This window comes from Oscillochloris sp. ZM17-4 (genome assembly GCF_019599295.1).
Classification (GTDB): Bacteria; Chloroflexota; Chloroflexia; order Chloroflexales; family Chloroflexaceae; genus Oscillochloris.
This window is the reverse complement of the sequence record NZ_JAIEWN010000024.1, coordinates 75,122-87,338: the sequence shown is the minus strand read 5'-3', so window position 1 is coordinate 87,338 and position 12,217 is coordinate 75,122. Positions and strand designations below refer to the sequence as shown.

Below are 12,217 nucleotides of genomic sequence, written 5' to 3'. Positions count from 1 at the left end.
GCAGCGCGGCGCTGCTGCGCCCTTACGGGGGGTAGCCGCACGATGTCGGTTATTCTCTCCGTCGAGCTGTTGGGTCGCAGCAGCGCGGTGCTGCTGCGCCCTTACGGGGGTTAGCCGCACGATGTCGGTTATTCTCTCCGTCGAGCTGTTGGGTCGCAGCAGCGCGGCGCTGCTGCGCCCTTACGGGGGTTAGCCGCACGATGTCGGGTTCTGGGCCTGGCGGTAGACCCGCTCGAACTCCTGCTCGTAGAGCTGGGCGATCGCCGGGTCGTCGATGATGATCAGGTTCTCATCATTCACGTCCTCGGCGCGGCCGGTGAAGTTGTAGGAGCCGGTGATCACCACGCGCCCGTCGATGATGATCACCTTGTGGTGCATCGTGTAGCAGTTGCCATCGACGAGCACATCGACCTTCCCCTTCGTCAGCCGCTCAAACTCGCTGCCGATGCCCTGGGCGTTGCGCTTCTCGAAGACCCCGCGCACCGGCACGCCGGCCCGCTGGCGGGCGATCATCGCATCGCCGATGTCGTCGCTGGTGTAGGAGAAGGCCAAAAAATCGACGCTCTGGCGGGCGCGGCTAATCTCCTCGACAATCTGCGGCCGGGGCTTATCCTTGGGCGAGAAGTAGTTCTCGATACGCATTGTGCCGATCTGCACCAGCGGGTTGGGCGTCAGGGATGTCTTCTTCGTGCCGAACAGGCTCTCGGCCATCTGGTCAAACTCGGCCTGATAGTTCGCGATGATCGCCGGCGCGGTGATCCGCAGCAGGTTATTGTTATTGCGGTAGGTGTCGTTGGTCGTCGCGTTCCACGAGCCGGTCCAGACCGTCTGCCCGTCGATGATAATGAACTTGCTGTGCAGGAAGGCGTCGGTCTCCTCCCAGGTCACCGGGATCTTGGCGGCCTGGACGACGCCGGCCCACTTGGCCATCACCGGGTCGTCGAGGTTCTCGCGGTCGAGGGCGAGGCGCACCCGCACGCCGCGCCGCTTGGCCCGCGCGAGGGCCTGCGAGATGCTCGTCAGGTTATACTCGTAGGTGGCCATATCGACGCTGCGGGCGGCGGCGTCGATGTCGGCGACGATCGCCAGCTCGTGCGGCGGCGGGGTGCGGTTCTTGGGGACATCGGGGTAGACCAGGCTGGGCGTGGTGAAGAAGACCTGGATATCGCCCGCGCCGCCGGCGGATGGGGCGGCTGCCGGGCTCGTTGGGATGCCGAGGGCCGCCGGCTCGATGCCGAACCGGCTCAGGTCGATGACACCCTGGCTGACCAGGTAGCCGATGCCGAGGATGCAGGCGACGATCACCGCGCCGAGGATGTTGTTCTGACCGCCGGGCTGCTGCTTGCGGGTGGACTTGCGGGCGGGCATCGCTTCTCCTGTATCAGCTCGGCCGGTGCCCGATCAGCGAGATCAGACGGACGCGGAGCGACTCGATCCTGCGGCGTAGCGTCGTTGGGGGTTGGGGGTTGGGGGTTGGGGGTTGGGGGTTGGGGGTTGGGGGCTGGGGCTCAGCCACCTCAGCCACAGACACTTCGGTTCGTTCAGGTGCGATCATGGCGAGAGCGGCCTGAGCGACAGCGATCACGTCCTGGCCACCGGCCGCGGCCTGGCGGGCGGCCTGGCGGGTGGCCTGGCGGATGGCGGCGAGCATCGCGTCGGCCTGCTCGTCGCTATACTGCGGCGCTGCGGCGCGCACAGCGGCCTCGCAGGCCCAGCGAACCAGCTGGCTCGCCGGCTCATCGGTCAGGCTGCCGGCGAGCCCCTCATCCTCCTGGAAGCGCTCGGCGGCGCGCAGCTGGCGGGGGGTAAGATTATCGCTGTCGCTCATATGAGAGGGTATAGGGTACAGGGTACAGGGTACAGGGTGTCGACCATAGGAGACATCACAAGCGACTTTAACACAGTCCCCCCCCTCCCGCAAGCGAGAGAGGAGGGATCGCAGCCACGTCATTGTAGTATCGCCCGGCCTGCGCCCAGGCCCGGCCGTAAACGGCCGGGAGGGCGGCCCACCGCGCATGTGAACATGACGTAGCCCTAGGAGAAATCTTTGATGCTGCCTATCCCCTGTCCCCTATCCCCTGTCCCCTCGCCTACAGCCGCGAGCGCGGGTCGAGCGCGTCGCGCAGGCCATCGCCGAGGAAGTTGATGCTGAGCACCGTGAGGAAGATCAGCGCGCCGGGGACGAGGGCCAGCCAGGGGGCCACCGAGAGGTACTGGCTGCCATCGGTGACGAGCCGGCCCCAGGTGGGCGTGTCGGGCGGGAAGCCCACGCCGAGGAAGGAGAGCGTCGACTCGGTGATGATCGCGTTGCCAACCCCGAGGGTGGCGGCGACGATGATCGGGCCGAGGGCGTTGGGCAGGATGTGCTTGAACATGATCGCCACCTTGCCGACGCCGAGGCACGTAGCCGCCTCGACAAACTCCTTCTCCTTGAGCGATAGGAAGGTGGCGCGGACGATGCGGGCCGTCTGCATCCAGGCCAGGCCGCCGACCACCACCACCACAATGATGAAGATGCCGGCCTCGGGGGAGCCCATCGCCTTGATCACCGGGTCGCGGAAGAGGTAGACCGTGAGCAGGATGAGCGGGACGGCGGGCAGCGAGAGGAACAGGTCGGTGATCCGCATCAGCACCTGGTCGATCGTGCCGCCGAAGAAGCCGGCCACCGCGCCGATCACCGTGCCGAGCACGATCGAGATCAGCATCGCCACCAGGCCGACCAGCAGCGAGACGCGCCCGCCGTAGAGGCTGCGGGCAAGCAGGTCGCGCCCGAGGTCGTCGGTGCCGAGCAGGTGGACGCTGTTTGGCGCGACCAGAAGGTTCAGGAAGTCGAGGTGGTCGATCAGCACGCGCAGATCAGGGTTCTCCTGAGGCACCGGCATGCCGGAGGTCGCAAGCTGGCCCACAAGGTAGCTCTGATACGGGACGCTGCCGAGCGACACCGCGAGGGTGAAGAACACCAGGATGATCACCCCGGCCATGGCCAGCCGGTGTTTACGGAAGCGACGCCAGGCATCACCAACAAGCGTACGCGGCTTCACCGCAACGCCGGTCGTCAGCTGCTGCGCCTGTGTGGTCAGATTGGCCTTTGCGGGGGTGTCCATGGCCTGGTTCGCCTCAGACATATGGTCTTCCTCACTTCGCTAGCGGTCATGTTGGTGGGAACATAACCAGCAGACATGGCGGCGAACCCTACGAGAAGCGCACCCGCGGGTCAAGCAGGCCATACATAATATCTGCGATCAGGTTGAAGATGACGGTCAGGATGGCGAAGATGAAGGTCAGCGCCATCACCACGGGGGTATCGGAGTTCTGGATCGAGGTGATCAGCAGCGCGCCGAGGCCGTTCACCCGGAACAGGTTCTCGGTGACGATCGCGCCGGCGAAGATCGTCGGGATGCCGAGGGCGACCAGCGTCACCACCGGGATGAGGCTATTTGAGAGGACGTGGCGGAGCACCACCGTCTGATCCTTCAGGCCCTTGGCGCGGGCGGTGCGCACATAGTCGAGCGAGAGGTTATCGAGCATCGAGGAGCGCATAAAGCGGGTGAGCGCGGCGGTCTGCTGCACCACCAGCACCGTGACCGGCAGGAACATCTGGCGGATCTGTTCGCCAAAGCCAGCCCACCCACTCCCATCAACCGTCTTGTAGACGATGGGAAACCATTTGAGGTTGACAGCAAAGAGAAGTATCAGCACGAGGCCGGTAAAGAAGGATGGGACCGAGAACCCGATAAAAGAAAAGATGGTTCCGATCTGATCAAAAAACGAGTATTGCTTTACTGCTGATATAATGCCTATAGGTATAGCCAGGAGGATAGCGATCAGATACGCCAGGCCGACAACCTGCAGGGTCTGGGGCAGGCGCTGCCAGACCAGATCGAGCACCGGGGCCTTGGTGTTGAAGGAGATCCCCCAGTCGCCACGCGACACCGAGGAGACCCACTTCACATAGCGCACTGGCCAGGGCTGATCGAGGCCGAGCGATGCACGGATGCGCTCTCGGGTCGACTCAGGGATGGCCGGGTTGAGCGCAAACTGCGCCAGCGGATCGCCAGGAGCCAGGGCCAGAATGGCGAAGATGACGAAGCTGATCACCAGGATGGTCGGGATGGCAATCAGCACACGGCGCAGGATATACTGGGTCATCGACCGGCTCCTCAAACGTTAGCGATGCGCGCTCTAACTGACACGGTACCTTATTGCGCTGGAGTTCGCCGGCTTTGCCGGCGAACTCCAGCACATCGGATTCTATCAACCTACGAGGCTGGAAGCCCCTCCGCCCCTACGGGACGCGCTTCCAGGTGTGAATGTTCCAGAGCCCCGAGTCGAAGGTGGTGCCGACCGGGCCGTCCAGGGTCTTGGCCTTGGCGTTGGGCGTGAAGCGGTTGATCAGCGGAATGATCCCGTTATCCTTGACGATCTGGTCATTCAGCGCGATCGCGAGCTCATTGCGCTTGGCCGGGTCGAGCTCTTTCGAGAACTGCTCGAAGAGCGCGTCGTACTCTGCGCTGCAGTAGCGGCCGTCGTTCCCGCCCTGCCACTGGTTGGCCGACGAGTTCACCTTCGCGCAGGTCCAGCCCTCGAAGTAGCCCTGCGGGTCAGTGTCGGACGGGCTGTTGGTGTACATCTGCAGGTCGGCGTAGAACTTGTTCAGCGTATCGGGGTTGCCGGTATCGCCGCCGAAGAACACGCCTGCGTCGATCGCCTTGATGTTGACCTGGATGCCGATCTCGGCCAGGTTCGACTTGATGATCGCCTGCTCGCCCTGGCGCAGCGTGTTGATGCTGGTCTGGAAGCTGACGACCAGCGGGATGCCATTCTTCTCGCGGACGCTGCCGTTGAGCACATAGCCGGCGTCATCGAGCAGCTTCTTGGCCGCCTCGACGTCGCGGTCACACTTGGTGTTCGGCGAGACGACCTGGGCCGGGGCCATGACCGTGTTGCAGGTGGCCTCGCCGGTCGGGCCGTAGAGGTTGGTGGCAATCGCCTTGCGGTCGATCGCGATGTTGATCGCCTGGCGGACGGCCGGGTCGGTCAGGAAGGGGTGGGGCTGATCGGGCTCGGAGCGCTTGTCGCCCAGAGCCGGGTCGGGGTTAGCGAAGTTGACCACGATGCGCTCGATGCCCGACGAGCTTGCGGTGACCGCGTCGCACTGGCCGGACTCAAGGATGGGCGAGAGCACGGCGGCGGGAACCTGCAGGTTCCAGGAGTAGTCGACCTCGCCGGTCTGGCAGACGGCCTGGGCGGCCGAGGCGGCGTCGCCGCCACCCTTGATCTCGACCTCGTCGAAGAAGGTGTTCGCGGCGTCGCGGTACTCAGGGTTCTTATCGTAGAGCACCGTGTCGCCGGGCTTGAAGTCCTTGAGCTTGTAGGCGTTGGTGCCGATCGGGGCCAGGTTGGCCGCCTGGCAGGCCGCGTCGCTGATCGACGCCGCGCCGACGCACTTCTCGAACTGCGCCTTCTGCAGGATCAGGCCATTGTAGCTGACGAAGGTCAGGTAGGGGTTGGCAGAGGGCGCATTCCAGGTAACCTTCACCGTGTAGGGGTCGATCGCCTCGACCGACTTCACCGGGGTGAAGTAGCTGCTGGTCGTGCAGGCGGTGGCCTCATCGGCGCAGTACTGCCAGGTGAAGATCACATCGTCGGCGGTGAAGTCGCTGCCGTCCGACCACTTCACGCCCTGCTTGAGCTTCCAGGTGATGCTCGTGCCGTCGGCGGCGATACCGCCGTTCTCGACGGTCGGGATCTCCTCGGCCAGCGCGGGCACCAGCTCATCCTTGTCGTTGCGGTGGGCCAGCGGCTCGAGGATGACGGTCGCGCCGTCGAAGTCCTTGGTGCCGGAGGCCAGGTGCGGGTTGAGGATGGTGACGGACTGCCAGTAGAGGATGGTCAGCTTGCCGCCGGCGGTGGCGGCGGCCGGGGCCTCGGTGGCGGCGGCGGCCGGAGCCTCGGTGGCGGCGGCCGGGGCCTCGGTGGCGGCGGCCGGGGCCTCGGTGGCGGCGGCCGGGGCCTCGGTGGCGGCGGCGGCCGGAGCAGCGGTCGGGGGAGTCTGTGCGGGCGCGCCGCCACAGGCGGCCAGCAGCGTCGCTGCGGTAACCATGAGGACGAGCCACGTCCAGAGACGTTTGTGGGTCACACGAACCTCCTACTTCCAAACTTAAGGGGGCACACTATAGATTCAGGGTAGCGCGAATATCGGCGGCTCCTCAGCCCCCGGCATTCTCGTTATCCCATCATCCCAATGGTCTGTCCGCTTGGGGCTCGCCCCAGCCGATATGCCTGTGCCTATCGACAGATCCTAACTCTTTGGCCACCTATGTGGCGTTGGGCGAGAACCTTCGCAACAGGGTACGAGTATGTGGCGCGTGATAACCACGGCGCGCTCGTCTATTCTTCGTTGACACTTGTGAGGATTAGTTAAAGGTAACACAACACACGCCTATCTGTCAAGCTCAGACGGGCATTTAAGGTACACAGCAAGAGCTGTATTCGTTTACAGCGTCGGTTCTTATATGTAAAAATTGTAAAGCATATCTTGAGCGCAGAGCGCAGAGCATTCATAGGCAATTCAACATGTGTCGTTTTGCGTTCTACGTTCTACGTTCTACGCTCTGCGCTCCCCGCTCCCCGCTACTCGCCGCCGAGAATCCCCGAGAGCTGCGAGGTATGGCGGCCACCCGGCCCGCCGCGCCCGAAGTCGCCGCGGCGAAAGGCCACCGCGCCGCCGACCATCGTGAGCATGATCTGGCCCCTCAGCTGCTGCGCGTGCAGGGGCGTGTTTTTGCCTCGGGAGGCAAAGCGGGCCGCGTCAACCGTCCACGCCTGATCGGGGTCGAAGATCACGACATCGGCCTGCGATCCGGGGCGCAGGGTGGCCGGCGAGCGGCCGAGCACCTGGGCCGGCCCCTCGGTGAGGCGGGCCACCGTGTTGACGAGATCCATCTCGCCGCGGTGGACGAGGGTGAGCACGAGGCCGAGCGCGGTCTCCAGGCCGCTGATGCCGGGGGCGGCGAGCCCATACTCGCACTCCTTCTCGACGCGCGACTGGGGGGAGTGGCCGGTGGCGATGGCGTCGATCGTGCCATCGTTCAGGCCAGCGATCAGCGCCTCCACATCGCGCCCGGTGCGCAGGGGCGGGCTCACGCGGGTGGAGCTATCGTAGGGCGGCAGCAGAGTCGGGTCGAGCCACGAGGGCAGGCCGAGCTCGGGGGCCACGCCGCGCCGCGCCCGCTTCCCCTTCGCGGCCGGCGGCTCGGGCGGGGCGGGGCGCGGGGCGAGCGAGCCGAGCACCCAGCTGTCGGTCATAGTCAGGTGGTGCGGCGACACCTCGGCGGTGACGCGGGTGCCGCGCGCCTTGGCGGCGCGGATGCGCGCCACCCCGCCGGCCGTGCTGACCTGACAGATATGGATGTGGGCGCCGGTATCCTCGGCGAGGGCGATGTCGCGGGCGATCATCAGCTCCTCAGCGGCGGCGGGGGCGCCGGGCAGGCCGAGCCGAGTGCTGACGGCGCCCTCGTGCATGGCCCAGCCGGCCCCGAGGCTGCTGTCCTCGCAGTGGACCATGACCGGCAGGCCGAGCGCGCCGGCGTAGGCCAGGGCGTTGCGCATCAGGGCCGGGTCGGCGACGCTGCGGCCATCGTCGCTGAAGGCGATGCAGCCGGCCTCGGCGAGCTCGATCATCTCGCTGAGCGCCTTGCCCTCGCGCCTGAGGGTGATCGCGCCGATCAGCTCGACGTGGACGCGCCCGTCGCGCTGGGCGATGGCCCGCACCTGGTGGGCGATGCCCGCGCGGTCGAGGGCCGGTGTGGTGCCGGGCATGGCGCAGACTGTGGTGAAGCCGCCCTGGGCGGCGGCCAGGGTGCCGCTGGCGATCGTCTCGCGGTGCTCCTCGCCGGGCTCGCCGAGCTGCGTGTGCAGGTCGGTGAACCCCGGGGCCACCACGCAGCCCCGGGCGTTGATCACCTCGGTGCCCTCGGGGATCGGCCCCGGCTCGCTGCCCATCTCGGCCATATCGAAGACCTGCTCGACCTTGCCGTCGACGATCAGGACGTCGCCGACGGTGGCGACGCGGCGGGCGGGGTCGATGATCGATCCGTTTTTGATCAGGTAGTTCATGAAGTATCCTATATCACCCGGCGAGCCGGTAGAGCAGCGCCATCCGCACCGCGACCCCGTTCGTCACCTGGGCCTCGATCACCGAGTTGGGCGCGGTGGCCGCCTCGGGCGAGATCTCGACGCCCTCGTTCATGGGGCCGGGGTGCATGATCAGGGTGCCCTCGCCGATCTGCGCCAGCCGCTCGGGGGTGATCCCGTAGGCGCGGGTGTACTCGCGCAGCGAGGGCAGCAGCCCGGCCTGCATGCGCTCCTTCTGGAGGCGCAGGGCCATCACCACATCGGCGCCCTTGATCGCCTCATCGAGGCTGTGGCTGATGGTCAGGTTAGGCCACGTGGCAAGCCAGTGCTGGCTCGGGCCGAGCAGGGTGGGCGGCGCGCAGAGGGTGACGTGGGCACCCATGCGGGTGAGGCCCCAGATGTTGGAGCGGGCCACCCGGCTATGCACGATGTCGCCGACGATCACCACCCGCAGGTCGCGCACCTGGCCGAGCCGCTCGCGGATGGTGAACAGGTCGAGCAGGGCCTGGGTCGGGTGGGCGTGGCGCCCGTCGCCGGCGTTAATCACCGCGCCCTGGAAGTGGCGTGCCACCAGGTAGGGCGCGCCGGACTGGCTGTGGCGGATGACGACAATGTCGGCGCCGAGGGACTGGAGCGTGCGGACGGTGTCGATCAGCGACTCGCCCTTCTCGACGCTGCTGCCGCGGGCGGTGAAGTTGACGATGTTAGCTGAGAGGGCGCGGGCGGCCAGCTCGAAGGAGATGCGGGTGCGGGTGCTGTCCTCGAAGAACATGTTCACCACATTGCGCCCGCGCAGGGCCGGCACCTGCTTGATCTCGCGCGAGAGCACCTCTTTCATGCTCTCGGTGGTGGCCAGGATCTCCTCGATCTCCTCGGTGCTGAGGTCGTCGAGGTCGATCACCTGGTGGCGGCGGGGGGGGTGTTCCATAATGTTGAATGTGGAATGTTGAATGTGGAATGTTCTGATGCTCATTCCACATTCAACATGTATACTTACGTATTCGCCCGCTCGATCACGACCTCGTCGACGTCGTCCACCTCGCGCAGGTGGACCATGACCCGCTCGGAGCGGGAGGTGGGCACGTTCTTGCCGACGAAGTCGGCGCGGATGGGCAGCTCGCGGTGGCCGCGGTCGATCAGGACGGCGAGCTGGATGCAGGCGGGCCGGCCGAGGTCGGCGATCGCGTCGAGGGCGGCCCGCACGGTGCGCCCGGTGTAGAGCACATCGTCCACCAGCACCACCGCCTTGCCGGTCAGGTCGGGCTGGATGTTGGTCTTGCCGATCAGGGCCGCCGGCCCGCGGGTGCGCAGGTCGTCGCGGTAGAGGGTGATGTCGAGCTGGCCGACGGGCACCTGGACGCCCTCGAAGTCGGCGATGGCGGCGGCGACCCGCTCGGCCAGGGGCACGCCCCGCCGCGGGACCCCGACGAGGATCACGTCGTGGAGGCCGCCGTTGCGCTCGTCGATCTCGTGGGCGATGCGGACAAGCGCCCGACGGATGTCGTCGGCGGTGAGGATCTGCTTGCGATCTTTCATAGGGGACAGGGGATAGGGCACAGGGGACAGGGGTCGGGGAGCCGCATGATCGGCCTGTCCCCTGTCCCCTGTCCCCTGTCCCCTACATACAAAAAGCCCGTATCCCCACATGCAGGGGGTACGGGAGTACACAGAGATGGGCGCGTATAATGCGCGGAGCAGTGCATATCTGTCAGTCCTTCACAGCCTCACGGGGCCGTGTTAAAGGTGCTGCGAGTGTACCACGGCGCGGGGGGGGAGTCAATTGAATTGCAGATTGCAGATTGCAGAGTGCAGAGTGCGGCCAATCTGCAATCTGCAATCTGCAATCAGACCTGGGTCGGGTTGCGCCGCCTCCCATGCCGCGCTATACTGGATCTGCCGGCTCCGGGCAGCCCCGCCGCCGGTTAGCACCCCGCTGAGTAAGGAGCATGGCGTGGAGATCGCACCCATCGGCAGAGACGGCGACACCCGGTTCTAGGCGGGGGCGACATGCGCCTCCGCGATGGAGGCGACCGCATGCTTCAGATCACCGGCCTGCGCAAGGACTTCGGCGCGGCCAGCATCCTCTCAGACATTAGCTTCACCATAGGCGACGGCGAGCACGTGGGTCTGATCGGCCCGAACGGCGTCGGCAAGAGCACCCTGCTGCGGATCATCGTCGGCCAGGAGCAGCCTGACGCGGGCGGCGTCGCCCTGGCCCCCGGCGCGACGATCGGCTACCTGGCCCAGGCCTTCGACGAGGGCATGGGCGCGACGGTGGGTGACGTGGTGGCGGCGGCCCAGGCCGCGTTCAGCGCGGCCGAGGCCGATCTGCTGCGGGCCTCCGAGGCCCTGGCCGACGACGCCGACCTCGACGGGGCGCTGGCCCGCTACGACGGGGCGCTGGCCCGCTTCGAGGCCCTGGGCGGCTACGAGCGCGAGCACCGCGCCGCCGCCGTGCTCCAGGGGCTCGGCCTGGGCGCCGTGGCCGCCGACACGCCGGCCGCCACCCTCAGCGGCGGCCAGAAGACCCGGCTTGGCCTGGCCACCCTGCTGCTGCGCGAGCCCGACCTGCTGCTGCTCGATGAGCCGACCAACCACCTGGATGTGGAGGCTCTGGAGTGGCTAGAGAGCTTCGTGCAGGGCTACCCGCGCACCGCCCTGATCGTCTCGCACGACCGGGCCTTCCTCGACCGCACAGTGACGCGCACGCTCTACCTGAGCCCCGAGAGCCGCACGATCGCCAGCTACGCCGGGGGCTACAGCGACTTCGCCGCCGCCCGCGAGCACGAGCTGGCGGCCCAAGCGACGGCCTACAGGGAGCAGCAGGAGTATGTCGGCAGGGTGCGATCCGACATCGCCCGCATGAAGGGCCGCGCCTCGGGCCTTGAGGCCGAGTCCACGCCGGTGGGCGACCACGACATGAAGTGGGTCACCGGCGGCTCAAGCGTGGTGGCCGGCAAGGTGGCGCGGGCGGCCAAGGCCCGCGAGCGCAAGCTGGAGCGCTACCTGGAGTCGGACGAGCGGGTGGAGAAGCCGCGCCAGCGCTGGGGCATGAAGCTCGACTTCGGGGCGCCGCCGCCGGGCGGGCGGGCGGTGCTGAGCGTGGAGGATCTGCGCTTCGCCTACCCCGGCGGCCCCGAGCTGTTCGGCGGGCTGGGCTTTGAGCTCTGGCACGGCCAGCGGGTGGCCCTGGTGGGGCCGAACGGCGCCGGCAAGAGCACCCTGCTCAAGCTGGCGGCCGGCGAGCTGCGGCCGCAGGGCGGGCGGGTGCGCCTGGGCGCCAGCATCCGCGCCGGGGTGCTGGCCCAGGAGCACGAGCGGCTCGACCCCAACCGCAGTGTGCTCGACCACGCGCTGCGCGCCCGGCAGATGAGCGAGGCCGAGGCCCGCACCTTCCTGCACCGCTTCCTCTTCGGGGGCGACAGCGTCTTCCGCCCGGCGGGCGCCTGCTCGCAGGGCGAGCGCTCGCGGCTCCAGCTGGCCCTGCTCGTGCTTGAGGGCTGCAATCTGCTGCTGCTCGACGAGCCGCTCAACCACCTGGACATCGAGGCCCGCGAGCACTTCGAGGAGGCGCTGGACGCCTTCGCCGGAGCGGTGCTGGTGGTCAGCCACGACCGCGCCTTTGTGCGCTCCTTCGCCGAGGAGCGCATCCAGCTGGGGCTGACGGCGTGACCGTGAGGGCGTACGGTAACGACGAAACCTCCTGGGCTGGGCATGGGGCTGGTCGCCACATGCGAGCACCAGGAGGTTGTGTTGGATCATCGATCCCGAGCTTACACTCGGGGCACCTTATGTCACGTCGCGCCGGATCTGTATCGTAGCGAGGAGGCCTAGTTGCGCTTGACGCTCTCATCGGTGGGCGGCTCGGGGCGCCGCAGATGGAGCCACTTCCTCAGGCTGAAGCGCCGCGCACCTGGGTGCGACGCCTCACGCGCATCAGCGAGCATGCGCTCGACTCTAGCCTGCTCCTCAAGCTCGTGCCGGTGCTCCTGGGCAGCAATTTCATCGATGTAGTAGACGAAGTCCATATGTGCCCCCTTGGCATCATCCTGCAATGGCGGAAGTCCGGCACCACGCTGGG

Annotated in this window: 11 protein-coding genes; 2 read left to right on the top strand and 9 right to left on the bottom strand. The window is 67.1% G+C overall.

Annotated features, from left to right (window positions below):
• Nucleotides 1–189 precede the first annotated feature (189 nt).
• The 8 genes from K2Z83_RS17380 to pyrR all read right to left on the bottom strand — a co-directional run bounded on the left by K2Z83_RS17380 (nt 190) and on the right by pyrR (nt 9,672).
• Entirely contained in the window at nt 190–1,368 is a 1,179-nt protein-coding gene (locus K2Z83_RS17380) for a phospholipase D-like domain-containing protein (RefSeq protein ID WP_220596452.1), read from the bottom strand.
• 13 nt (nt 1,369–1,381) lie between these two features.
• Entirely contained in the window at nt 1,382–1,828 is a 447-nt protein-coding gene (locus K2Z83_RS17375; RefSeq protein WP_220596451.1) for a hypothetical protein, read from the bottom strand.
• 262 nt (nt 1,829–2,090) lie between these two features.
• Entirely contained in the window at nt 2,091–3,125 is a 1,035-nt protein-coding gene (locus K2Z83_RS17370; RefSeq protein WP_220596450.1) for an ABC transporter permease, read from the bottom strand.
• A 67-nt stretch (nt 3,126–3,192) separates the two neighbouring features.
• A complete protein-coding gene (locus K2Z83_RS17365; protein WP_220596449.1) occupies nt 3,193–4,149 on the bottom strand; it encodes an ABC transporter permease in 957 nt (318 codons plus the stop codon).
• A gap of 136 nt (nt 4,150–4,285) precedes the next feature.
• A complete protein-coding gene (locus K2Z83_RS17360; protein WP_220596459.1) occupies nt 4,286–6,103 on the bottom strand; it encodes a peptide ABC transporter substrate-binding protein in 1,818 nt (605 codons plus the stop codon).
• Nucleotides 6,104–6,633: 530 nt separating this feature from the next.
• A complete protein-coding gene (locus tag K2Z83_RS17355) occupies nt 6,634–8,118 on the bottom strand; it encodes a dihydroorotase (protein ID WP_220596448.1) in 1,485 nt (494 codons plus the stop codon).
• 13 nt (nt 8,119–8,131) lie between these two features.
• Nucleotides 8,132–9,064, bottom strand: a complete 933-nt coding sequence (locus K2Z83_RS17350; RefSeq protein ID WP_220596458.1) for an aspartate carbamoyltransferase catalytic subunit — start codon at nt 9,062–9,064, stop codon at nt 8,132–8,134.
• 65 nt (nt 9,065–9,129) lie between these two features.
• On the bottom strand, nt 9,130–9,672 hold the full coding sequence (gene pyrR, locus K2Z83_RS17345; protein WP_220596447.1) for a bifunctional pyr operon transcriptional regulator/uracil phosphoribosyltransferase PyrR: 543 nt from the start codon (nt 9,670–9,672) through the stop codon (nt 9,130–9,132).
• 216 nt (nt 9,673–9,888) lie between these two features.
• Here pyrR and K2Z83_RS17340 point away from each other — a divergent pair, with 216 nt between their 5' ends.
• On the top strand, nt 9,889–10,062 hold the full coding sequence (locus K2Z83_RS17340; protein WP_220596446.1) for a hypothetical protein: 174 nt from the start codon (nt 9,889–9,891) through the stop codon (nt 10,060–10,062).
• A 108-nt stretch (nt 10,063–10,170) separates the two neighbouring features.
• Entirely contained in the window at nt 10,171–11,808 is a 1,638-nt protein-coding gene (gene abc-f, locus K2Z83_RS17335) for a ribosomal protection-like ABC-F family protein (protein ID WP_220596445.1), read from the top strand.
• Between the two features lie 158 nt (nt 11,809–11,966).
• Here abc-f and K2Z83_RS17330 read toward each other — a convergent pair whose 3' ends face one another.
• On the bottom strand, nt 11,967–12,164 hold the full coding sequence (locus K2Z83_RS17330; RefSeq protein ID WP_220596444.1) for a hypothetical protein: 198 nt from the start codon (nt 12,162–12,164) through the stop codon (nt 11,967–11,969).
• Between the last annotated feature and the right edge of the window lie 53 nt (nt 12,165–12,217).

What these genes read in the sequence shown, in the direction of transcription:
- K2Z83_RS17330 (WP_220596444.1), bottom strand. Translation starts at nt 12,164, where the DNA reads ATGGACTTCGTCTACTACATCGATGAAATTGCTGCCCAGGAGCACCGG.
- pyrR (WP_220596447.1), bottom strand. Translation starts at nt 9,672, where the DNA reads ATGAAAGATCGCAAGCAGATCCTCACCGCCGACGACATCCGTCGGGCG.
- K2Z83_RS17375 (WP_220596451.1), bottom strand. Translation starts at nt 1,828, where the DNA reads ATGAGCGACAGCGATAATCTTACCCCCCGCCAGCTGCGCGCCGCCGAG.
- K2Z83_RS17370 (WP_220596450.1), bottom strand. Translation starts at nt 3,125, where the DNA reads ATGTCTGAGGCGAACCAGGCCATGGACACCCCCGCAAAGGCCAATCTG.
- K2Z83_RS17360 (WP_220596459.1), bottom strand. Translation starts at nt 6,103, where the DNA reads ATGGTTACCGCAGCGACGCTGCTGGCCGCCTGTGGCGGCGCGCCCGCA.
- K2Z83_RS17355 (WP_220596448.1), bottom strand. Translation starts at nt 8,118, where the DNA reads ATGAACTACCTGATCAAAAACGGATCGATCATCGACCCCGCCCGCCGC.
- abc-f (WP_220596445.1), top strand. Translation starts at nt 10,171, where the DNA reads ATGCTTCAGATCACCGGCCTGCGCAAGGACTTCGGCGCGGCCAGCATC.
- K2Z83_RS17350 (WP_220596458.1), bottom strand. Translation starts at nt 9,064, where the DNA reads ATGGAACACCCCCCCCGCCGCCACCAGGTGATCGACCTCGACGACCTC.
- K2Z83_RS17365 (WP_220596449.1), bottom strand. Translation starts at nt 4,149, where the DNA reads ATGACCCAGTATATCCTGCGCCGTGTGCTGATTGCCATCCCGACCATC.
- K2Z83_RS17380 (WP_220596452.1), bottom strand. Translation starts at nt 1,368, where the DNA reads ATGCCCGCCCGCAAGTCCACCCGCAAGCAGCAGCCCGGCGGTCAGAAC.